Genomic DNA, 20,574 nt, shown 5'->3' with positions numbered 1-20,574 from the left:
GGGGCCCCCCCCCCCCGGGCGCCCCCCCCCCCGCTCGCCTGGAATCTTCGTGCGTCAGTGCGCGTTCAGCACCAGGTTGCTCATCACCCGCACACCGACCGCCAACGCGCGCTCGTCGATGTCGAAGGTGGGCTGGTGCAGGTCCAGCTGCTCGCCGTGCCCGGACCAGACACCCAGCCGCGCCATGGCGCCGGGCACCTCCTCCAGGTACCACGAGAAGTCCTCGCCGCCCCCGGACTGGGGCGTATCGGCCAGCGCGTCCGGTCCGAGCGCCCGGATCGACTCCTCGAACATGCGCACGGCGGTCTCGTCGTTCACCACCGGCGGCACGCCGCGCTTGTAGTTGAGCTGATACCGCACGCCGGTCGGGGCCAGCAGCCCGTCCACGATCTCGCGGACCATGGGCTCGAGCAGCGACCAGGTCGCGTGGTCGCCGGTGCGCACGGTGCCGGTGAGCATGCCCGTCTGCGGAATGGCGTTGGGCGCCTTGCCCGCCGACACCGCGCCCCACACCATGACGGTGCTGGTGCGCGGATCGATGCGGCGACTCAGCAGCCCCGGCAGACCGGTGATCACGGTGCCGATGGCGTACACCAGATCGCTGGTCAGATGCGGCCGCGACGTGTGCCCGCCGGGCGAATCCAGCACCAGTTCGACGGTATCGGCGGCGGAGGTGATGGCACCCACCCGGATGCCGACACGCCCGACCTCCAAACGCGGATCGCAGTGCAGCGCGAACATCCGCGACACGTCCTCCATGGCGCCCGCGGCGACCATGTCCAGCGCACCGCCGGGCATGACCTCCTCGGCGGGCTGGAACACCAGCCGCACACCGACCGGCAGGTCCGGCACCTCGGCCAGCGCCAGCGCGGTGCCGAGCAGGATCGTGGTGTGCGCGTCGTGCCCGCAGGCGTGCGACACGCCCGGCACGGTGGAGGCGAACGGCAGTCCGGTGTATTCCTGCAACGGCAGCGCGTCCATATCCGCGCGCAGGCCGATACGCGGGCCGTCATCGGGGCCGATGTCGCAGATCAGCCCGGTGCCGCTGGGCAGCTTCCGCGGTTCCAGCCCGGCCTTGACCAGCCAGGTCTCCACGAATTCGGTGGTGCCGAACTCGGTGCGCGACAGCTCGGGGTTCGCGTGGATGTGCCGTCGCCAGGAAATGAGGTCTTCCATGTGCTCCGACAGCCACGCGTCGACCGCGTGACGCCCGGTCTGTACTGCCGTGGCGGCGCTCGCTCTGCCCGGTCTGGTCACGCAAGCCGCCGCCTCCGGGCCTGCGGTTCGTGCTGCGCCCGAAGCGGTGCTCGCGGATCCGTCCGTGGTCACGCAAGCCGCCTTCTCCGGGCCCAACCCTCGCACCGGGGACCGGCCGGTTGTACTCACCGAATGTCCTCCTGTCGCTGAAACTGCCGTTGCTTGACGCGTTCCGACAACCTGTCTCTGTGTAATTCATCGCTCGCGACCTGTATCGCCGTTCTCGCCAGCGCCGTTGCCCCGTCGAGGACGGCGCGATCGGCCGAGGCGTTCACGGCGGCGGCCGCGAAGGCGGGCTGGTGCGTGACCGCTCCACCGGCATCGATGCCGATAATCGGGTGAATGCCGGGAATGACATTGGTGACATTGCCCATATCGGTACTGCCCAACGGTCGTGCCGCCTCGAGTTCCGGGGCAATCGGAGCGCGTCCCAGACCGACGATCTGTTCGCGATACGCCAACAGTAATGCCGCATCGGGCGTGAGCTCGGTATATGTGGGCGCGAGCTGCCGGATGTCGTGTGTGCATCCGGTAGCCAGGGCACCAGCCTCGAAGCACGCCGATGCGCGTCGCATCAGATCGTCGAGGGCCGCGGCATCCTCTGCTCGTAGGTAATACAGCAGTTCCGCGTGTCCGGGTATGATGTTGGGGGCCACGCCGCCCGATCCGACTATACCGTGGAGTTGCTGTCCGGGGAGGAGATGTTGACGCAGCAATCCGAGGGCAACTTGCGCGACGGTGGCGGCGTCCCCCGCATTGCGCCCGTATTCCGGGGCCGCGCTGGCATGCGCCTCGCGCCCGTGGAAGACCACCTGCAGATCGGCGAGGGCCAGCGAGCGCGCGCCCGCGATGTCCTCCGGACCCGGATGCACCATGAGCGCCATCGCCGTGTCGTCGAACACCCCGCGCTCGAGCATGAGCACCTTGCCGCCGCCGCTCTCCTCGGCGGGCGTGCCGTAGACCTTCACCGTGATGCCGAGCCGGTCGGCCACCGCGGCGAGCCCCAACCCCGCGCCCACCGACGCGGCGGCGATGATGTTGTGCCCGCAGGCGTGGCCGATCTCGGGAAGCGCGTCGTACTCGGCGAGAAAACCAACCACCAAGTCTCCATGGCCGTAGCTGGCTGTGAAAGCGGTGGGCAGCTCACCCACGCCGGTCTCGATCTCGAAGCCGTACTCGGCGAGCGGTTCGATGACCTTGGCGGCGCTGCGCCGCTCCTCGAAAGCCAGTTCCGGTTCGTCGTGAATCGAGTGCGACAGCGCCACGAGGCGCTCCCGCGCCCCCGCGATCACCGCGTCCGCCCCGGTCAGCAGCGCCGAATCCGCCGATGCCACGGCAGCATGCACCGATAGGTCGGCAGTGCGCTGCCGACCATTCGAACTCGGGTCATCGCCGCCGCTGTGCGCTGACATGGGAGACAGTCTCGCATTGTGTCACCCGAATGTCGCAGCGGCCGACCCCGGACGACACCCCCAATACCGCCCGGCCTGCCATCCGGGGAGTTCGGACGCGGATGCGCCGCCTGCCTGATTCCAGGAGTAATCCCGAGCTCAACCGCAACAAACACCTTCCCCGTAGCGGCTGCGCCCGGGCAGTCGGCGCCAGAGCGCGGGGTGGGCAAGTGCGGCACCCTCCGGCACCCACCACCCCCGAGCAGCAGCCGACGACGCCTTCGCCCGCACCACCCCTCGGCCGGGGGCCTCCATGCACACCGCTCCAGCACCGCTTCGCAAGCGCGCCTGGAACGCCGATGCCCCGCGCACCACTGGCGCGCGGGGCATCGACCACAGCCACTCACCCCAGGCTGAACGCGAGATTCTCCGCCGTCGTCGGCGTCGTCAACCCTTCGAGCGTGCGCGCGTGCAGCGCCTTCTTGATGACCGCGAGGTTGGGCTTGCGGTTGCCCGCGAGTGCCGCCGCCCGCGCCACCGCCGCACCCAGCAACTGGTCCGCATCCGCTTTGTCGTCCACGATGCCCGCCGCGATGGCGTCATCGGCCGCGTACCGGCGTCCGGTCGTCATGGCCTCGACCGCCACCTGATTGGTCAGCCGCCCGGTGACCAGCGCATTCATCGCCACGGTGAACGGCATGCCCAGATGCACCTCGGGCAGGCACCAGAAGCCGCGGTCGGCGCGCATGACCCGGAAGTCGTGCGAGGTGGCCAGCATGGCCCCGGCCCCGAAGGCGTGGCCGTTCACCGCCGCCACGGTCGGCATGGGGAAGGCCAGCAGGCGGGTGTAGAGCGAGTGCACCCGGTCCAGGTACCAGTGGTTCTTGTCGAAATTGCCGAACAGCCAGTCGGTGTCGAGTCCGTTCGAGTAGAACTTGCCGGTCGCCACCGTCACCAGCGCGCCCGGTCCCTCGGACGCCTCGACCTCATCCAGCTTCGCGTGGACCTCGTCGATCCAGTCCGGGTGAAAACGGTTCTCGCTGTCGGTCTGCCCCTCATTGCCGAGGTACAGCACGAACACGTCCCCGTCACGCTTCAAATACGGCATGCGTGCAGCGTAATCACCCCCCACCCACTACCTACTCGCGGGTAGCCACACGGTTCCCGGTGCAGAGGAACTGGCGGCGGAGGGCTCTCGTATTTCGCCGCCACCGGGAAGCGGGCAAAGGGGGCGGGGGATGGATGGGAGACTGCGCGGGAGATCGAGTGGGACTAGGGTGGGCGGCATGCTAGCCGCGCAGGCCGCCGAGGCGATCGCCGAACGAACCGGAGTGCAGGAGCACCGAGTCGCGGTGGTGCTCGGGTCGGGATGGCAGGAGGCAGCGCTCGAGATCGGGGAGCCGGCCATCTCCATTCCCATGAGCGAGGTGCCCGGATTCGGGTCGCCGACGGCGCAGGGACATCAGGGCACGATCCACTCGGTCAGCGTGGGTGATGCGCCCGTATTGCTGCTCATGGGGCGGCAGCACCTGTACGAGGGGTACGAACCCGCGCAGGTGGTGCATCCGGTGCGCACCGCCATCGCGGCGGGCGCGCGGACCGTGCTGCTCACCAATGCGGCGGGCGGCATCCGCCAGGGCTTGCGGGTCGGCGAGCCGGTGTTGATCGGCGACCACCTCAATCTGACCGGTCGGACTCCACTGGTCGGCGCGGACTTCGTGGATCTGGTCGATGCTTGGGATCCCGAATTGCGTTCTTTGGCAAAGGAAGTCGATCCGAGTCTGACCGAAGGCGTGTACGCGGGGCTGACCGGGCCGCAGTACGAGACCCCGGCCGAGATCCGGATGCTGCGTACCATCGGCGCGGACCTGGTCGGCATGTCGACGGTGCTGGAGGCCATCGCCGCGCGAGCGGCGGGGGCGCGGGTGCTGGGCATCTCGCTGGTGACCAACCTCGCCGCCGGGGTGACCGGCGCGCACCTGTCGCATGCGGAGGTCCTCGCCGAAGGCCATGCGGCCGCACCACGATTGGGGAAATTGCTGCGCGGCGTGCTGGAACGACTCTAGGAGGCGCTCGTGCTGCGCTTCGGCACCGCCGGTCTGCGCGGACCCCTGCGGGACGGTCCGGACGGTATGAACGTGGAGACGGTGACGCGCGCCAGCGCCGGAATCGCGGACTGGCTGCGCGACCGTTGCCTCGGCGGCGGTCTGGTGATCGTCGGCCGCGACGCCCGGCACGGGTCGGCGGAATTCGCCGCCGCCACGGCGGAAGTCTTCGCCGCCGCCGGTTTCACGGTGCTGCCCCTCCCCCGCCCGCTGCCCACCCCGATCGTGGCCTACGCGGTACGCGAACTGAAAGCGGTTGCGGGCGTGCAGATCACCGCCTCACACAACCCGGCCACCGACAACGGCTACAAGCTCTACCTGGATGGCGGCTCCCAGCTCGTCCCGCCCGCCGACACCGAGATCGAGCACCGCATCGAAGCGGTCACCACCCCCGTCCCCCGCTCCGATCCCGCCTCCGCCGCACCGGATCCCGGCCTGCTGTCGCTCCCCGCCGATGCCAGTGTCGCGGACATGGGCGAGGAGATCGTGCGCCGCTACCTCACCCGCGTCGCCGAACTGCCGACCCGCATCGGTGGTGCGGCACCCGCCACATCACGCAGGGCACCGACGATCCCGGCCGGGGCCACTACACGGCCGCCAGCAGCAGAAGCGCCGCCCACCCCCGGCACCGACGAACTCAGCACCCCGACCAGCACATCCAGCACCGGGGGCTCCTCCATCTCGGGTGCGACCGCGCGCATCGGCGGTACGACCGCGGGCGGCGACCAGGTGAGCGCCCACATGCGCGCGACGCCGACCACCGGAGCTGCCGGTGCATACGGCCCGGAGTCCGCCGTCGATACCGTGGGGACGTCCGGTGGCGACGGTGCTGAGCGGTTGTGGCGCAGGCCCATTCGTATCGCGTTGACCGCCATGCACGGTGTGGGCGGTGAGCTCGCGGTGCGGGCGTTGCGGGCGGCCGGGTTCGCGGATGTGGAGGTGGTGACGGAGCAGTTCGCGGCGGATCCCGACTTTCCCACCGTCGCGTTCCCGAATCCGGAGGAGCCGGGGGCCGCCGATCTGCTGCTGGCGCTCGCGGAGCGGGTCGGGGCGGATGTGGCCATCGCGCTGGACCCGGATGCCGACCGGTGTGCGGTCGGGGTGCCGGGGCGCGGGGGCTGGCGCATGCTGCGCGGGGATGAGACCGGGGTGCTGCTTGGCGATTACGTGCTGCGCACGGCCGCTCCGGGTGCGCTGGTCGCGACCACCATCGTCTCGTCACGACTGTTGAGCAAACTCGCTCCGGCACGCGGGGCGCGCTACGCGGAAACGCTCACCGGGTTCAAGTGGCTGGCCCGTGCGGGCGACGGGCTGGTCTACGCCTACGAGGAGGCCATCGGGCACTGTGTGGACCCGGCCGCGGTGCGCGACAAGGACGGTATCTCCGCCGCCGTCGCGGCGGTCGATCTGGTGGCGCGGCTGCGGGCCGCCGGACGCACCGTCGACGACGTACTAGACGACTACGCGGTCGAATTCGGCGTGCACGCCGGTGCCCAGGTGTCGCTGCGCCTGGCCGACCCCACCGAGGCCGCGGCCGTGGTGGCACGGTTGCGCGCCGAGCCGCCCACCGAGATCGCCGGGGAGCCGGTCACTTCCACGGATCTGCTCCAGGTGCGCGGGCGCATGCGCACCGACGCCCTGATCTTCGAGAGCGACGCCCTGCGCCTGGTGGTCCGCCCGTCCGGCACCGAGCCGAAGCTCAAGTGCTACCTGGAGACCTTCGAACCGGTCCCGGACCCGGCCCAACTCGCCACCGCGCGCGCCGCCGCCGAGCAGCGGCTCGCCGGAATCCGAGATTACTGCGAAAAGCTGTGAACCACACCATGAACGGTCAGCGCTGCGCCTCGTGCGGACACGACGAGCTGGAGCCGGGCCGGAAAGTGCTCAGCGGGGGCCGAATTGGCGGTCTCCGGCGTCACCGAGGCCGGGGACGATGAAGGCTTCGGAGTTGAGGCCGCGGTCCATCGAGGCGGTGACCAGGCGGATGGCGTGGCCCGACTTCTCCAGGGCGGCAATGCCCTCGGGGGCGGCGACCACGCACAGCACGGTGATGTCGCGGGCGTTGCGGGTAGCCAGCAGGTCGAGGGTGTACACCATGGAGCCGCCGGTGGCGAGCATCGGATCCAGCACGATGACCGGGGTCCGGGACAGATCGTCCGGCAGGGATTCCATGTAGGGCGTCGGCTGGTGGGTCTTCTCGTCGCGCGCCAGGCCGACGAATCCGATGCGAGCGTCCGGGATCAGATTCTCGGCGGTCTCGACCATGCCCAGCCCCGCGCGCAGCACCGGGACCAGCAGCGGCGGTGCGGCCAGCCGGGTGCCCTCGGCCGCGGCGACCGGGGTGGTGATGGGGAAGGTCTCCACCGGCGCTTCCCGCATGGCCTCGTAGACCAGCAGCGCGGTGAGATCACGCAGCGCTGCCCGGAATGTCGGATTGGGGGTGCGGGCGTCGCGCATGGTGGTGAGCAGTGCGGCCGCGAGCGGATGATCGACGATCTGGGTGCGCATGTACGAAGAGGATACGGCGAGTTGCCACGCGCCACGCCGACGGCCTGCGCATTTCCGCGCCGACCGGAACCGGCCCGGGTCGGCCCGCGTCCAATCCCATGAACGAACCACTCCGCCGTCGGCAGCCCGCCGAGACGTCCCGACGTACCCCGGCTGCCCGTGGCGGCCGAAGCGTGATTGGGGGATTCGGATGTACGACCTCACCGTCGACCCGACCGGCATGACGACCTACGCCACAGCCACGAACCTCCGGGCGGCCGACCTCACCGCCGCCGCCACCCGAGCCGCGCCCGCCAGCCCGCCCCTACTCGCGCCGCGCTTCGGCCTGCTGGCCCCCGACCTCCTCGCCGCGTACACCGCGGCCCACACCACCCACCTCGCCACCATCAGCGCCCTCGCCACCGTCCTGACCACCATGGCCGCCACCGCCACCGGCTCGGCCAATACCTACACCGCCCTGGACGGCGCCCGCGCCGCGGGACTGCGCCCGACCACCGGGGAGATGAGCGCATGAGCACCGAACGAGGTACCGGCCACCTCCACACCCGGGCGACCACGACCCGCCCCCGCGGCGAGCGCATGACCACCCGGCACGGCACGAACACCAGCCTCGAGCACTACCCGACCACCGTGGACGGGAGCGCACGAACACCGAGCCGAACGCGGACCGCACCCCCTCCGAACACCACACCCACCACGACGACACCCTGGACGACCACCGGACACGGGTTCCTCCGCGCCTGCGCTGAAACCACTTTCGGTCACCTCGGAGGCGGGGGTGGGAACGCTCGGCACGGCGCGGCAGGACACAGATCGAGAAGCCGGGACCGATCGCACCGCGGCTGTGGGCGCGACAGCTCGACAGGGCGGGACGGATACCTGTACGGGGGCCTTGCGACCGAGCACGGTGGAGGTGGTCGCATGACTATCCGGCAGGACGCGGACCGCATGCGTGAGGATTCGCGGCCCAGGTTGTCGGGGGTGGTCGCATGAATACCGGGCACGGTGCCGGGCGTGCGCGCGGGGAGAAGGTGTGTGCGCGGTGGTCGCGGCGGGCGGTCGGGCCGACCGGGTGCCGGGTGCGGGCGGGGCGGTGGGGTCGATGCTCGGGGCGGCGGGGGTCGCCGGGTGACGCGGGCGGGGGTGCGCGGTGAGCGGGGTCGATGTCGGGGCGTTGGCGCGGCCGATCGTCGAGTTACGGGCGAGTCTCGGGGACGCGGCGCAGGTGGCGGCCGCGGTGGAGGCGTTGCGGCGATTGTCGGATGAGCTCGACGGGCTGCTCGGCTCGGGGCGGGCCGGTATCGACCAGCTGGCGGACGCGTGGCGGGGTGAGGCCGGGGATGCCGCGCTGGGCACCGGGTTGCGGGTGCAGACGGCGGTGGCGGAACTGGCCGATCGCGGCCGGGCGGTGGCCGAGGTGGTGGAACGCGCGTCCGGGGAGGTGAGCGCGGGAGAACGCGGGCTGGAGGAGATTCTGCGGTCGTTCGGCACGAGCGTGACCGCGCTCGGCCCGGCGGTGGCGACACCGCCGGGCGTCAGCCTGATCGTGGCGGCCGCCATCGAACATCTGGGGCGGGCGCTGGCGGTGGTGGGCCGGGTACGGGTGGACCTCGAAGACGAGACGGCGGCACTGCTCGACCTGGCCGAGCCGATACCCACTCCCCTACCGGTCGAGGCGGAGGCGTCCGCGACCGCACCGGCGAGCACGGCCGGTCCGCCGAGCACGGCCGGTCCGCCGAGCACGGCCGGTCCGCCGAGCACGGCCGAGCCGATGGGTGGCGCTACGACCCCGGCCGCGCTCGGACCCGCATCGAACAGTCCGGTTCGTTCGGGAGCCGGGATGTTCGACACCGCATCGCGATTCGCCGACTCCGCACGCACCGTCCCGGCCGCGATGAGCACCCCGGGCACGGGCGCGCTGTCCGAGGACCGCACCGAGCCCAGTTCAACCGGACAGGGGGTGAAGCTCACCCTCCCCGACGGCAGTACCGTGGAAGCGCCCAATCAGCAGGCGGCGGATGCCGTACGCAATGCGCTCGGCGCGGTCGGCACCCCGTATGTCTGGGGCGGCACCACTCCCGGCGTCGGCCTGGATTGCAGCGGACTGACGCAGTGGGCCTACGCGGAGGCGGGCGTACCGCTGCCGCGCCTGGCCCAGCACCAGGGCGATGGGCATCTGCGGGTGGGTCCGGGAGAATTGCTGCCGGGCGATCTGGTGGTATGGGACGGGCACGTGGCCATGGTGATCGGCAACGGCCAACTGGTGGAGGCGGGCGACCCGGTCCAGGTGGGTCCGATCCGCACCGAGAACAGCGGGATGCGGTTCCTCGGTTTCTACCGCCCGACCGCCTGACGAGCCGAAACCGCTGGCGGCTGGCGTCCGGTGGAAAGCACGACCGGCGGAGCGCCACCAGCGGAGCACAACCGCCAGAGCACGATGGGCGAAGCACGACCGAGCGGAACACGATGGACGAGCGGGGTACAGCAGCGCACTCGACCGTGGAGGCGACAGCATGAGTGGTCAGGCGCTCGGCAGACGGCGCGGGTTCCGGGCGAGCCGAGCGGCAGGCTGCCGGGCGAGCGCCGGGCGGGCCGCATACCGCCCCGCCCTCGCCCGAATGGTCCTCGCCGACGTCCCACCGGCCCCGGCCCACGCCCCACCCGTCCCCGCTCGAACGAGCACAGCCCAGGGCCGACAGGTCACCACCCACTTCCGGAAGGTCACCGCATGAGCGAAGCACAGGTCCCGAACGTGACCACGGCGAGCAGTTCCAATCGCGCGGGCACGGTCACGGTGCGCGCCACCGATCAGGGGATGCCGGTGGAGATCTCCTTCGAGCGCGGCGAATACCGTTACGGTGCACAGGCAGTCGCCGACGAGATCCTGCGGCTGACCAAGCGGTCCGCCATCGCGGCCAAGGCGCGGCGGCGTGAACTGCTGGCGGAGGCGGGCCTGCCCGACGACGCGCTCGACCGGCTGGGGCTGCCCAGCCGCCGGGCCGCGGTCGAGGCGCTGGATCTCCTCGACGACGCCGACACCGGGCAGACGAGCTGGGTGAAGCCGGTATGAGCGCCGAGATGGACGCCCTGGTCACCGGGGTTACCAACCAACTGGAAGCGCTGGAGGCCGCGCTCTACGACCTGAAGCGGGTGCGCGGCCGATTCACCGCCGAGGATGGTTCGGTCACCGCCGAGGTGGACGGCGACGGCGCGCTCACCGGCCTCTGGCTGGCCGAATCGGTGACCTCCCGACCCCCGGCGGAGGTCGCGCAATCGATCCTCTGGGCATGCGGGCGAGCGGCCGCGGAGGCCGGTACGCAGCGGTCCCGAATCGTTGCCCGGCTGAACGAGTCCTTCACGCCGGGAAATGTTGCGGGGAACCCGGATAGTGCCTGACGCCACCACTGGCTAGGCTTCCGGTCATGGCTTCTGGAGACATCGTCCCGATCGAGCTCGGTCTGACAAATGGCGACCTCGTCACCCTGTGGGCGCCGCGCTGGCGGGACGGTGACGACGAGTGGGAGGCGTTCCTCGGTCACGAGGACTCCCTCTACGGTTTCGACTCGGTCGCGGAGCTGGCCGCGTTCATTCGCGCCGACTCCGACAACGACCTCGTAGACCACCCGGCGTGGAAGATCATCGCCGGGCTGTCGGCGGCGGAACTGGAGCCCGAGGAGCAGTACGTCTTCGACCTCGTCGGCGTGCTGGAGCTGGCGGCGGGCGACCCGGATCCGGAGGTCGTCGCCGAGCTCGAGGAAACCCTCGACATGGTGCGCAATATCGGCGAGGTCTGCGAACTCGACGTGATCACCAAGTTCTTCGGCTCGCATCCGGTGCTGGGCGCGCTGCCCGCCGGGGTGAGCGCCTTCACCGGCCAGGAGGGACTCGAGCTCTGGGACCAGATCGGCGCGGCCATCGCCAAGGACTGGGACTCCGTGCTCGACGCCGTCGACTCGGTGGTGAAGACGCCGGAGGTGGATGCCGACGCGGTCGCGGTCGCGGAGGCCGAACTGCTTGCGGCGGAGGAGAACATCGTCGACGCCGAGGACGCGGCCGAGACCGACGAGGACATCGAGCCGGTCGACCTCGACGAGGAGGACGACGAGGACGAGGACGAGTCGTTCTGGCACGAGGTCGGCATCGACCCGGTCAAGATCGTCACCTCCGAGGGCGTCTACTTCACGCTGCGCTGCTATCTCGACGACGAGCCGGTCTTCCTGGGCACCGACGGCACCATCACCGTCTTCGGATCCGAGCGCGCGCTGGCCCGCTACCTGGCCGACGAGCACGACCACGACCTGGCGCAGGTGAGCACCTACGGTGAGGTGCAGACCGCCGCCGTGGACGGCTCGCTCGAGGTCGAGGTGACCGACGAGAACGTCTATGTGCTGCCCGGACTGGCCGACGACCTCGCCGAGGGCCCGAAGGCCGTGGATGTGGACCAGCTCGACCTGGCGGTCGAGTTGTTCACCGACGCCGCCGATTACGCCGAGGACGACGCGGTGGAGACGGCGCTGGCGGTGTCCACCCCGCTGGGCTGGTACGTGTCCTACCTGCTCAACCCGGACCCGACCCGGCTGGCGCCGAACCCGCCGTTCGCCGCCGAGGCGGAGGCGTGGAAGGCGCTGGAGCAGGGCTTCGAGAGCCGCCTCAGCGTGCACAAGGGCTGAGCGGCAGCAGGTTTCACCGGGTGTGCCCGCCTTCCGGAGGTCTTGGAAGGCGGGCACGGCTGTGTGTGCGACAGCCCGCGCCGATCCGACCAGCGTCCGCGGGCGGCCGTCGGGCGTCGGGCGCTAGTCCGTGTCGGGCGGGCGGCGCGGGGCATCAAGCGGGCGGCGTGTGCGTCAGAGGCGTCGAGCGGGCGGCGCGTGGCGTCAGGCGGCGTTGAGGCGGATCCAGATCTGTTCGGAGCGGCCCAGCAGACGGTCGTCGGCCCCGTAGAGGGCGGTGGAGGTGTGCGCCTTGCGGCCCTCCTCGCCGTGGAAGGCTCCGATCACCACGCACTGTTCACCCGGTTCGGGCCGGGCGGTGATCGTGGCGGTCATGGAGCCGAGAACCGCCGGACGGTCGAACATTCCGGGAACCGCCCAGGCGCCGGGGCAGTCCATGGCGGCCCAGAGCAGCGGCGCGCCGATGGGCACGGTGCCGTCCGGGGTCCAGGGGGCGGCCACGATGCCGTCGGCGACCGGGCCGGGTTCGATGCGCAGGCCGTCGGAGCGCAGGCTGCCGCAGACGAAACAGTGGCCGAACAGGTCGTTGTTCCGGTATTCGCTGGTGGCGGTGGATGCGGTCGCGAACGCCACCGGGTCGGGTGCGGTTCGGTCGAAGTCGCCGGGGGTCGACTGCGCGACCAGGGTGTCGCCGTTGAACAGGTCACCGTCCGCGAAGCGCAGATCCACCTCCAGCGGCGGCGGGCTGCGCAGGATGACGCGCACGGTGGCGGCGTCGTGCTGGTCGGCCAGCAGGCCCGCCACATAGCCGCCGTTGCCGGAGCCGGGCGGGCCGTTGAAGCGGCCCGGAATGCGCACAGTCTTCATAGTTCGCCACGGTAACGAAGTTGGGCGCGGTGCGGTGGATCGGGATACCGGTACTCCTTTTCCCCGCCGAGCCGAGGCGCAGAGGGGATTCCGCGCGCCGTGCAACGGGCCCGTGGGGCCGCGAGCGCACCGAGGCGCGGTCGCGGCGGCGGGAACCGGCCCGGTTCCGCCAGCAGGTGCGCGGTCAGCACCGGATCGCTCGAGGTCCCCCGGATCCGTCCGTACACGGCCGGAGTATGCCCGGCCGACGCATGGTCGGCCGGGCCGGTGGATTCGCCGACACGAGCATGATCGAACGCCTCCGAGCGACGCCGACCGACCGGGCCGACGGTTCGCATGGACTCGGCCGGGCACCAACCACGGACTCGACCGGGCACCAACGCTGCGAGGATCACGGCCACCCCGGGCAGCCGTCGCGGAGCGGACGCCCTCGCGAGCGGCTCAGCCCAGCAGTACCGCGTACCCGGGTTTGATCACCTCGTCGATGATGCGGAGGCGGTCGGGGAACGGGATGAACGCCGACTTCATAGCGTTGATGGTGAACCGTTCCAGATCGCTCCAGCCGTAGTCGAAGGTTTCGACGAGCTTGAGCATCTCGCGGCTCATGGTGGTGTCGCTCATGAGGCGGTTGTCGGTGTTCACGGTGACGCGAAAGCGCAGCCGGGCCAGCAGGTCGAAGGGATGCTTCTCCAGCGACGGCACCGCACCGGTCTGCACATTCGAGGACGGGCACAGCTCGAGCGGGATCCGCATGTCTCGGACGTAGTTCGCGACCAGGCCGAGCCGGGGGCCGTCCGTCGAGTCGACGATGTCGTCGGTGATGCGCACCCCGTGGCCGAGTCGGTCGCAGCCGCAGAAGGCCAGCGCCTCGTGGATGGACGGCAGTCCGAACGCCTCACCGGCGTGAATCGTGAAGTGCGCGTGGTTGGCCCGCAGGTACTCGAAGGCGTCCAGGTGCCGGGTGGGCGGGTATCCGGCCTCGGCCCCGGCGATGTCGAAGCCGCAGACGCCGCGGTCGCGCCAGCGCACCGACAACTCCGCGATCTCCCGCGAGCGTGCCGCGTGCCGCATGGCGGTCAGCAGGCAGGTGACGCGGATGGGATGGCCCTCCTCCGCGGCCAGTGCCTCACCCTCGCGGAAGCCCTCGAGGGTGTACTGCACCACCTCGTCCAGCGTCAGTCCGGCCTCGAGGTGCTGCTCGGGTGCGAACCGCACCTCGGCGTAGACGACGCCGTCGGCGGCGAGGTCGAGCGCGCATTCGCGGGCCACTCGCCGCAGCCCGTCCGGGGTCTGCATGACGGCCACGGTGTGGGCGAAGGTCTCCAGATAGCGTTCGAGCGATCCGCTGTCCGCGGCGTCTCGGAACCAGCGCCCGAGGGTTTCGGCGTCGTGTGCCGGAAGCTGGTCGTAGCCGCAGTCGCGCGCCAGCTCGAGCACGGTCGCGGGCCGTAACCCGCCGTCGAGATGATCGTGCAGCACGGCCTTGGGCGCTTGGCGGATCGAAGCAAGGGTAAGGGGCGTCGGTCCAGTCATGTACCCACGTTAGTCGGGAAAACGTGCGGCGTCAGGGTAGTCGCGGTACGGCCATCCGCACTGTGGCGTGTTGTTGCCCGCCCGTTGCTCCCGGGTCATCCCGGCGTCAGTTGCAGGCGATGCCGTCGTTGTCCTTGTCCAGGCCGCGGCGGTAGCCGGGCTCACCGCGCATGAGGGGGCCGTTGGTCTCGCGTCGCACCTGGGTGCAGTTGACGTAGTAGGGGTGGCGGTCCTCCGATTGGGTGGTCTTGGTGGAGTCGCCGTCGGGGTTGTCGTCGATTCCCGCCGCGGCGGGGGCGGACAGCGCCAGCGTCGCGCCCACTGCCGCGGCGGCCAAGGCGGTGGCCAGGCTCGCCCGCCGGAAATGTGTTCTGTGCATCACGCCTCCCGAGCGTAGGTCGATATCGATGTCACGGCAGATGTCTCGGCCGCTCGATTCGACATACGACGGAGGCCGGGTCAGGGTTCGATTCGATCGAGAACCAGTGGTGTGGAGGTGAATTCGTCGGGGGTGCCGATGGTGTAGGCGTCGCGGAGGTCGTCGAGGGCGGCGGGAATGGCGGCGGGGGTGTCGGTGTGCAGGGTGAGCAGAGGCTGGCCCGCGGTCACCGGATCGCCCGGCTTGGCGTGCATTTCGATGCCCGCGCCCCATTGCACCGGGTCGCCCTGGCGAGCGCGGCCCGCACCCAGCCGCCAGGCGGCCAGGCCGATATCGAGGGCGTCCAGGCGGGTGAGGGTTCCTGTCGAGGGGGCCGGCACCGTTTCGGTGTGCGCGGCCCGGGGCAGGGCGGCATCGGGATCGCCGTCCTGGGCGGTGATCATCACCCGCCAATGATCCATGGCGCGCCCGTCGGCCAGCGCGTCCGCGGGGTCGACATCGTGGATTCCGGCCTGCGCCAGCATCTCCCGCGCCAGGACGAGGGTGAGTTCCACCACATCGGCCGGGCCGCCGCCGGACAGCACTTCCAGCGATTCGGCCACCTCGAGCGCATTGCCCGCGGTGCGGCCCAGCGGCGTGTTCATATCGGTGAGCAATGCCACCGTCCGCACGCCCGCGTCGGTGCCGAGTTCCACCATGGCCGTTGCCAGTTCGCGGGCGTTCGCGAAGTCCTTCATGAACGCGCCGCGCCCGACCTTCACGTCCAGCACCAGCGCGCCTGTGCCCTCGGCGATCTTCTTGCTCATGATCGAGCTGGCGATCAGCGGGATGGATTCGACCGTGCCCGTCACATCGCGCAGCGCGTAGAGCCGTTTGTCGGCGGGGGCCAGGTCCGCGCCCGCCGCGCACACCACCGCGCCGATCTTCGGGTCGGCGAGGATCTCCCGCATCCGGGCGACCGGCAGCTCGGCCCGCCAGCCCGGGATGGACTCGAGCTTATCCAAGGTCCCGCCGGTGTGACCGAGCCCGCGCCCGGACAGCTGCGGCACCGCAGCGCCGCAGGCGGCGACCAGCGGGGCCAGCGGGAGCGTGATCTTGTCCCCCACGCCGCCGGTCGAGTGCTTGTCCACGGTCGGGCGCGGTAGGTCGGTGAAGTCCATACGCTGCCCGGAGCCGATCATGGCGGCGGTCCACCGCGCGGTCTCCCGGCGCGTCATCCCCCGCCACACCACGGCCATGGCCAGCGCCGCCATCTGCTCGTCGGCCACCTCACCGCGGGTGAACGCGTCGATCACCCAGTCGATCTGGGCGTCGCTGAGCTCCCCGCCGTCCCGCTTGGTCGTGATGACCCCCACCGCGCTCCGCATGTGTCGATCCTATGGCCGCTCAGCCGATCCGCACCCGGGCGAATGCCTTCGCGCACCCCGTGCCGCACCGCGCACCGCCGGTAGCGCCACCCGCCGTCCCGCCACGCCGGCACCGCGACGGGCCGGACATCGCAGCGATGGCCACCGCCGCCCGGCCCGTGGATCGACCGCGAGCCCGCCGCCGATCGGACGCTAGCGTTGCCCGGCGGCGAGATCGTCGGGCCCGAATGCGTCGGGCAGCAGCGCGCGCAGCGCCACCGGCCCGCCGCGATGGTCGACCAGCAGCTCGTTACCGCCGTGCTCGAACAGGATCTGCCGACACCGGCCGCACGGCATCAGGATCTCCCCGCGCGAGTCGCAGACCGACACCGCGGCCAGTCGTCCCCCACCGCCCGAAATCAAGTTACCGACCAGTACACATTCGGCGCAGAGGCCTAGACCGTATGAGATATTTTCCACATTGCAGCCGCTCACAATACGTCGGTCTACGGTGAGAGCGGCCGCCCCGACCGGGAATCGGGAGTAGGGCGCATAGGCATTGTGCATGACTTCGAATGCGTTGCGGCGCAAGGCATTCCAATCTACTTCCGGCATATCGGACCTTCCTCGCATGGGCACGACGGTAGCGCGTTAACAGCCTTGACAACCGGCCTTGCAAATCAGGAAAGGCAAACCTAACTCAGGCAATTCGGCGGCAACGAGCGGCACGCCGAATTAGTTCCCCCAAACGCGTGGGATTAGAGTTCACGACAGATCGGTTCAGGTACCCGGCAGCGGACCGGACCACCGCAACCGGGATAACGATTCCGGCTGTGAGCTGGTGTTATCAAGTAAGCCTACGCGGCTCCGCGAGGGATCTGACCGGGTCCATCAACGACGTTGGAGGCACCGCACTCTATGACCACGCTAGAAGCTCCGGCCAAGCCGAAGCGGACCCTGTACCGAGGCGACCCCGGCATGTGGTCCTGGGCTTTGCACCGCATCACCGGTGTCACGATCTTCTTCTTCCTGTTCGTCCACGTTCTGGACACCGCCCTGGTGCGGGTCAGCCCGGACACCTACGACCAGACGATCGAGACGTACAAGACCCCCATCGTCGCCCTGCTGGAGATGGGCCTGGTCGTGTGCGTGCTGTTCCACGCGCTCAACGGCGTCCGGGTCATCCTGGTCGACTTCTGGGAGAAGGGCCCCCGCTACCAGCGGCAGATGCTCTGGATCGTGCTGACCATCTGGATCCTCCTCGCCGGGGCGGGCATCGGCCGCCAGTTCTTCTACCTGCTGACGGAGCACTGACAATGAGCGCACCTGTTCTCGGTAAGTCCTACGACCGCCCCGCCAGCCTGGACGCGCCCCGCGCGCCGCGCCGCACCTCCGGCAACAACTTCGAGAAGTACGCGTGGATCTTCATGCGCTTCTCCGGCCTGCTGCTGATCGTCCTGGTGCTCGGCCACATGTTCATCATGCTGATGATCGACGGCGGCGTGAAGCGCCTGAACTTCGCCTTCGTGGCGGGTCGCTGGGCCTCCCCGTTCTGGCAGATCTGGGACCTCACCATGCTGTGGCTGGCCCAGCTGCACGGCGGCAACGGCCTGCGCACCGTCATCGACGACTACGCCCGCAAGGACTCCACCCGCTTCTGGCTGAAGACCCTGCTGGTCGTCTCGATGATCCTGGTCATGGGCGTGGGCACCTACGTCATCTTCACCTTCGACCCCAACATCAGTTAGGAACAGGCCACCTCGCATGAGTGAGCGCAGCGAACGAATCAACAGTGCTGGTGAATCTCGCCCTGTTCAGGAGCACCGCTACGACGTCATCATCGTCGGTGCCGGTGGCGCTGGCATGCGTGCGGCGATCGAGGCCGGTCCTCGCGTCCGCACCGCCGTACTGACCAAGCTCTACCCGACCCGCTCGCATACGGGCGCGGCGCAGGGCGGCATGTGTGCCGCGCTGGCGAACGTGGAAGAGGACAACTGGGAGTGGCACACCTTCGACACCGTCAAGGGTGGTGACTACCTGGTCGACCAGGACGCCGCGGAGATCATGGCCAAGGAGGCCATCGACGCCGTGCTCGACCTGGAGAAGATGGGCCTGCCGTTCAACCGCACGCCGGAAGGCAAGATCGACCAGCGGCGCTTCGGCGGCCACACCCGCGACCACGGCAAGGCCCCGGTCCGCCGCGCCTGCTACGCCGCCGACCGCACCGGCCACATGATCCTGCAGACGCTGTACCAGAACTGCGTCAAGCACGACGTGGAGTTCTTCAACGAGTTCTACGTGCTGGACCTGATCCTGACCGACGGCGAGCGCGGCCCGGTGGCCACCGGTGTGGTGGCCTACGAGCTGGCGACCGGCGACCTGCACGTGTTCCACGCCAAGTCGATCGTGTTCGCCACCGGCGGCTCCGGCCGCATGTACAAGACCACCTCGAACGCGCACACGCTGACCGGCGACGGCATGGCGATCGTGTTCCGCAAGGGTCTGCCACTGGAGGACATGGAGTTCCACCAGTTCCATCCGACGGGCCTGGCGGGCCTCGGCATCCTCATCTCGGAGGCCGTCCGCGGCGAGGGCGGCATCCTGCGCAACGCCTCCGGCGAGCGCTTCATGGAGCGCTACGCCCCCACCATCAAGGACCTGGCGCCGCGTGACATCGTGGCGCGCTCCATGGTGCTCGAGGTGCTCGAGGGCCGCGGCGCGGGCCCGAACAAGGACTACGTCTACATCGACGTGACCCACCTCGGCGAGGACGTGCTCGAGGAGAAGCTGCCCGATATCACCGAGTTCTCCCGCACCTACCTGGGTGTGGACCCGGTGAAGGAGCCGGTGCCGGTCATGCCGACCTGTCACTACGTGATGGGCGGCATCCCGACCCGCATCCGCGGTGAGGTGCTGCGCAACAACACCGATATCGTCCCCGGCCTGTACGCCGCGGGCGAGTGCGCGTGTGTGTCGGTGCACGGCTCGAACCGCCTGGGCACCAACTCGCTGCTCGACATCAACGTGTTCGGCCGCCGCGCGGGTATCGCCGCCGCCGAGTACGCGCAGCGCAGCGAGTTCGTGGAGATGCCGGAGAACCCGGCGCAGATGGTGCAGGACTGGCTGGCGCTGATCCTGTCCGACCACGGCAACGAGCGGGTGGCCGACATCCGCACCGAGTTGCAGTACACGATGGATATGAACGCCGCCGTGTTCCGCACCGAGGACACCCTCAAGCAGGCGCTCACCGATATCCACGCGCTCAAGGAGCGGTACACGCGGATCACCGTGCAGGACAAGGGCAAGCGCTACAACAGCGACCTGCTGGAGGCCGTCGAGCTGGGCTTCCTGCTGGAGCTGGCCGAGGTCACCGTGGTCGGCGCGCTCAACCGCAAGGAGTCGCGCGGCGGCCACGCCCGCGACGACTACCCGGATCGCGACGACACCAACTACATGCGCCACACCATGGCCTACAAGACCGGTCCGGAGCTCATCTCCGATATCCGGCTGGACTACAAGCCGGTGGTGCAGACCCGTTACGAGCCGATGGAGCGTAAGTACTGATGACTGCTGTCGCTGAAACGCCGCAGAAGGCGGCTCCGGTCCCCGAGGGCTCGACGATCATCACGGTCAAGATCGCCCGGTTCAATCCGGAGGACGGCCAGGGCCAGCACTGGGATTCCTTCCAGGTGCCGGTGCTGCCGACCGACCGGTTCCTGAACGTGCTGATCTACATCAAGTCCTACCTGGACGGCACGCTCACCTTCCGCCGCTCCTGCGCGCACGGCGTCTGCGGATCCGACGCCATGCGCATCAACGGCGTGAACCGGCTGGCGTGCAAGATCCTCATGAAGGACATGCTGCCGAAGAACGGCAAGGACATCACCGTCACCGTCGAGCCCATCCGCGGCCTGCCCGTGGAGAAGGACCTCGTGGTGGACATGGAGCCGTTCTTCGACGCCTTCAAGGCGGTCAAGCCGTACCTGATCACCTCGGGCAACGAGCCGACCCGCGAGCGCATCCAGTCCCAGCACGACCGCGCCCGCTTCGACGACACCACCAAGTGCATCCTGTGCGCCTGCTGCACCACCTCCTGCCCCGTGTACTGGAGCGACGGCAGCTACTTCGGCCCGGCCGCGATCGTGAACGCGCACCGCTTCATCTTCGACAGCCGTGACGAGGGCGCCCGCGAACGCCTGGACATCCTCAACGACGTCGAGGGTGTGTGGCGCTGCCGCACCACCTTCAACTGCACCGACGCCTGCCCCCGCGGCATCGAGGTCACCAAGGCCATCCAGGAAGTCAAGCGCGCGCTGCTGTTCGCCCGCTGACCGCTCGCCGTCGAGGGCCCGTCCGTGATGCACACGGGCGGACCCTCGACCCGCAACCGATCGGTTCGAGGGCGGCGTGGCGATCGTCTCGGTCAGGATGTCCCGCAACAAGTTTCACCGACGTGTAGCGGACCGCACGGTCGATGCCGGTGGTTTCCGGAAGGCGCCCCGGCGCGATCGCAAGGCC

General features: G+C 69.8%; 20 protein-coding genes. 11 read left to right on the top strand and 9 right to left on the bottom strand.

Going from position 1 to position 20,574, the window contains the following annotated elements; genetic code table 11:
* Positions 1-54: 54 nt before the first annotated feature.
* From QK444_RS01360 to QK444_RS01350, 3 genes are all read right to left on the bottom strand, one after another.
* Positions 55-1,176, bottom strand: a complete 1,122-nt coding sequence (locus tag QK444_RS01360) for a M20 family metallopeptidase (RefSeq protein ID WP_282776241.1) — start codon at positions 1,174-1,176, stop codon at positions 55-57.
* 206 nt (positions 1,177-1,382) lie between these two features.
* A complete protein-coding gene (locus tag QK444_RS01355; RefSeq protein ID WP_282776238.1) occupies positions 1,383-2,669 on the bottom strand; it encodes a M20 family metallopeptidase in 1,287 nt (428 codons plus the stop codon).
* 382 nt (positions 2,670-3,051) lie between these two features.
* Positions 3,052-3,756: an enoyl-CoA hydratase-related protein gene (locus tag QK444_RS01350; RefSeq protein ID WP_282776237.1), complete on the bottom strand. Its 705-nt coding sequence runs from the start codon at positions 3,754-3,756 to the stop codon at positions 3,052-3,054.
* Between the two features lie 178 nt (positions 3,757-3,934).
* Here QK444_RS01350 and QK444_RS01345 point away from each other — a divergent pair, with 178 nt between their 5' ends.
* Both QK444_RS01345 and QK444_RS01340 read left to right on the top strand, forming a co-directional pair.
* Positions 3,935-4,714 carry a purine-nucleoside phosphorylase gene (locus QK444_RS01345; protein WP_282776234.1) on the top strand — a complete coding sequence of 260 codons (780 nt, stop codon included), beginning with the start codon at positions 3,935-3,937 and terminating at the stop codon, positions 4,712-4,714.
* Positions 4,715-4,723: 9 nt separating this feature from the next.
* On the top strand, positions 4,724-6,568 hold the full coding sequence (locus tag QK444_RS01340; protein ID WP_282776232.1) for a phospho-sugar mutase: 1,845 nt from the start codon (positions 4,724-4,726) through the stop codon (positions 6,566-6,568).
* 69 nt (positions 6,569-6,637) lie between these two features.
* Here the strand turns inward: QK444_RS01340 and upp are convergent, their stop codons facing one another.
* Positions 6,638-7,261: a uracil phosphoribosyltransferase gene (gene upp / locus QK444_RS01335; protein ID WP_282776230.1), complete on the bottom strand. Its 624-nt coding sequence runs from the start codon at positions 7,259-7,261 to the stop codon at positions 6,638-6,640.
* Positions 7,262-7,451: 190 nt separating this feature from the next.
* Here upp and QK444_RS01330 point away from each other — a divergent pair, with 190 nt between their 5' ends.
* From QK444_RS01330 to QK444_RS01310, 5 genes are all read left to right on the top strand, one after another.
* Positions 7,452-7,775 carry a type VII secretion target gene (locus QK444_RS01330; RefSeq protein ID WP_282776228.1) on the top strand — a complete coding sequence of 108 codons (324 nt, stop codon included), beginning with the start codon at positions 7,452-7,454 and terminating at the stop codon, positions 7,773-7,775.
* 636 nt (positions 7,776-8,411) lie between these two features.
* Positions 8,412-9,614, top strand: coding sequence for an NlpC/P60 family protein (locus QK444_RS01325; RefSeq protein ID WP_282776226.1), 1,203 nt, complete (start codon positions 8,412-8,414; stop codon positions 9,612-9,614).
* Between the two features lie 375 nt (positions 9,615-9,989).
* Positions 9,990-10,331, top strand: a complete 342-nt coding sequence (locus QK444_RS01320; RefSeq protein WP_282776223.1) for a hypothetical protein — start codon at positions 9,990-9,992, stop codon at positions 10,329-10,331.
* A complete protein-coding gene (locus QK444_RS01315; protein WP_282776221.1) occupies positions 10,328-10,657 on the top strand; it encodes a YbaB/EbfC family nucleoid-associated protein in 330 nt (109 codons plus the stop codon). Before QK444_RS01320 ends, QK444_RS01315 begins: the two co-directional genes overlap by 4 nt.
* A 26-nt stretch (positions 10,658-10,683) precedes the next feature.
* A complete protein-coding gene (locus tag QK444_RS01310; RefSeq protein ID WP_282776220.1) occupies positions 10,684-11,931 on the top strand; it encodes a primosomal protein in 1,248 nt (415 codons plus the stop codon).
* A 204-nt stretch (positions 11,932-12,135) separates the two neighbouring features.
* Here QK444_RS01310 and QK444_RS01305 read toward each other — a convergent pair whose 3' ends face one another.
* The 5 genes from QK444_RS01305 to QK444_RS01285 form a co-directional block, all read right to left on the bottom strand.
* Positions 12,136-12,798, bottom strand: coding sequence for a hypothetical protein (locus QK444_RS01305; RefSeq protein WP_282776218.1), 663 nt, complete (start codon positions 12,796-12,798; stop codon positions 12,136-12,138).
* Positions 12,799-13,239: 441 nt separating this feature from the next.
* Positions 13,240-14,331: an adenosine deaminase gene (locus QK444_RS01300; protein WP_282776216.1), complete on the bottom strand. Its 1,092-nt coding sequence runs from the start codon at positions 14,329-14,331 to the stop codon at positions 13,240-13,242.
* Positions 14,332-14,437: 106 nt separating this feature from the next.
* A complete protein-coding gene (locus tag QK444_RS01295) occupies positions 14,438-14,710 on the bottom strand; it encodes an excalibur calcium-binding domain-containing protein (protein ID WP_282776214.1) in 273 nt (90 codons plus the stop codon).
* Positions 14,711-14,790: 80 nt separating this feature from the next.
* Positions 14,791-16,077 carry a thymidine phosphorylase gene (locus QK444_RS01290; RefSeq protein ID WP_282776212.1) on the bottom strand — a complete coding sequence of 429 codons (1,287 nt, stop codon included), beginning with the start codon at positions 16,075-16,077 and terminating at the stop codon, positions 14,791-14,793.
* 192 nt (positions 16,078-16,269) lie between these two features.
* Positions 16,270-16,671: a cytidine deaminase gene (locus tag QK444_RS01285; protein WP_282776210.1), complete on the bottom strand. Its 402-nt coding sequence runs from the start codon at positions 16,669-16,671 to the stop codon at positions 16,270-16,272.
* A 303-nt stretch (positions 16,672-16,974) separates the two neighbouring features.
* Between QK444_RS01285 and sdhC the strand changes: the two genes are divergently transcribed.
* Genes sdhC through QK444_RS01265 form a run of 4 tightly spaced genes read left to right on the top strand, consistent with a single transcriptional unit; the run spans position 16,975 to position 20,387 of the window.
* A complete protein-coding gene (gene sdhC / locus QK444_RS01280) occupies positions 16,975-17,370 on the top strand; it encodes a succinate dehydrogenase, cytochrome b556 subunit (protein WP_081592260.1) in 396 nt (131 codons plus the stop codon).
* A gap of 2 nt (positions 17,371-17,372) precedes the next feature.
* Positions 17,373-17,804 carry a succinate dehydrogenase hydrophobic membrane anchor subunit gene (locus tag QK444_RS01275; protein ID WP_029925568.1) on the top strand — a complete coding sequence of 144 codons (432 nt, stop codon included), beginning with the start codon at positions 17,373-17,375 and terminating at the stop codon, positions 17,802-17,804.
* Positions 17,805-17,820: 16 nt separating this feature from the next.
* Positions 17,821-19,620, top strand: coding sequence for a succinate dehydrogenase flavoprotein subunit (gene sdhA / locus QK444_RS01270; protein ID WP_282776206.1), 1,800 nt, complete (start codon positions 17,821-17,823; stop codon positions 19,618-19,620).
* Positions 19,620-20,387 (top strand): succinate dehydrogenase iron-sulfur subunit, encoded by a 768-nt coding sequence (locus QK444_RS01265; RefSeq protein ID WP_029925565.1) that lies wholly within the window; start codon positions 19,620-19,622, stop codon positions 20,385-20,387. Before sdhA ends, QK444_RS01265 begins: the two co-directional genes overlap by 1 nt.
* Positions 20,388-20,574 lie beyond the last annotated feature (187 nt).

The sequence above is a fragment of the Nocardia sp. CC201C genome, assembly GCF_030010695.1.
Classification (GTDB): domain Bacteria; phylum Actinomycetota; class Actinomycetes; order Mycobacteriales; family Mycobacteriaceae; genus Nocardia; species Nocardia otitidiscaviarum.
The sequence above is the reverse complement of the archived record's forward strand: the minus strand, read 5'-3'. Positions and strand labels throughout refer to the sequence as shown.

Bases quoted from the DNA above. Each gene is read 5' to 3' on its own strand.
- QK444_RS01320 (WP_282776223.1), top strand. From the start codon at position 9,990: ATGAGCGAAGCACAGGTCCCGAACGTGACCACGGCGAGCAGTTCCAAT.
- QK444_RS01355 (WP_282776238.1), bottom strand. From the start codon at position 2,669: ATGTCAGCGCACAGCGGCGGCGATGACCCGAGTTCGAATGGTCGGCAG.
- QK444_RS01310 (WP_282776220.1), top strand. From the start codon at position 10,684: ATGGCTTCTGGAGACATCGTCCCGATCGAGCTCGGTCTGACAAATGGC.
- QK444_RS01295 (WP_282776214.1), bottom strand. From the start codon at position 14,710: ATGCACAGAACACATTTCCGGCGGGCGAGCCTGGCCACCGCCTTGGCC.
- sdhA (WP_282776206.1), top strand. From the start codon at position 17,821: ATGAGTGAGCGCAGCGAACGAATCAACAGTGCTGGTGAATCTCGCCCT.
- upp (WP_282776230.1), bottom strand. From the start codon at position 7,261: ATGCGCACCCAGATCGTCGATCATCCGCTCGCGGCCGCACTGCTCACC.
- QK444_RS01345 (WP_282776234.1), top strand. From the start codon at position 3,935: ATGCTAGCCGCGCAGGCCGCCGAGGCGATCGCCGAACGAACCGGAGTG.
- QK444_RS01315 (WP_282776221.1), top strand. From the start codon at position 10,328: ATGAGCGCCGAGATGGACGCCCTGGTCACCGGGGTTACCAACCAACTG.
- QK444_RS01300 (WP_282776216.1), bottom strand. From the start codon at position 14,331: ATGACTGGACCGACGCCCCTTACCCTTGCTTCGATCCGCCAAGCGCCC.
- QK444_RS01275 (WP_029925568.1), top strand. From the start codon at position 17,373: ATGAGCGCACCTGTTCTCGGTAAGTCCTACGACCGCCCCGCCAGCCTG.
- QK444_RS01330 (WP_282776228.1), top strand. From the start codon at position 7,452: ATGTACGACCTCACCGTCGACCCGACCGGCATGACGACCTACGCCACA.
- sdhC (WP_081592260.1), top strand. From the start codon at position 16,975: ATGACCACGCTAGAAGCTCCGGCCAAGCCGAAGCGGACCCTGTACCGA.
- QK444_RS01350 (WP_282776237.1), bottom strand. From the start codon at position 3,756: ATGCCGTATTTGAAGCGTGACGGGGACGTGTTCGTGCTGTACCTCGGC.
- QK444_RS01290 (WP_282776212.1), bottom strand. From the start codon at position 16,077: ATGCGGAGCGCGGTGGGGGTCATCACGACCAAGCGGGACGGCGGGGAG.
- QK444_RS01265 (WP_029925565.1), top strand. From the start codon at position 19,620: ATGACTGCTGTCGCTGAAACGCCGCAGAAGGCGGCTCCGGTCCCCGAG.
- QK444_RS01305 (WP_282776218.1), bottom strand. From the start codon at position 12,798: ATGAAGACTGTGCGCATTCCGGGCCGCTTCAACGGCCCGCCCGGCTCC.
- QK444_RS01360 (WP_282776241.1), bottom strand. From the start codon at position 1,176: ATGGAAGACCTCATTTCCTGGCGACGGCACATCCACGCGAACCCCGAG.
- QK444_RS01285 (WP_282776210.1), bottom strand. From the start codon at position 16,671: ATGCCGGAAGTAGATTGGAATGCCTTGCGCCGCAACGCATTCGAAGTC.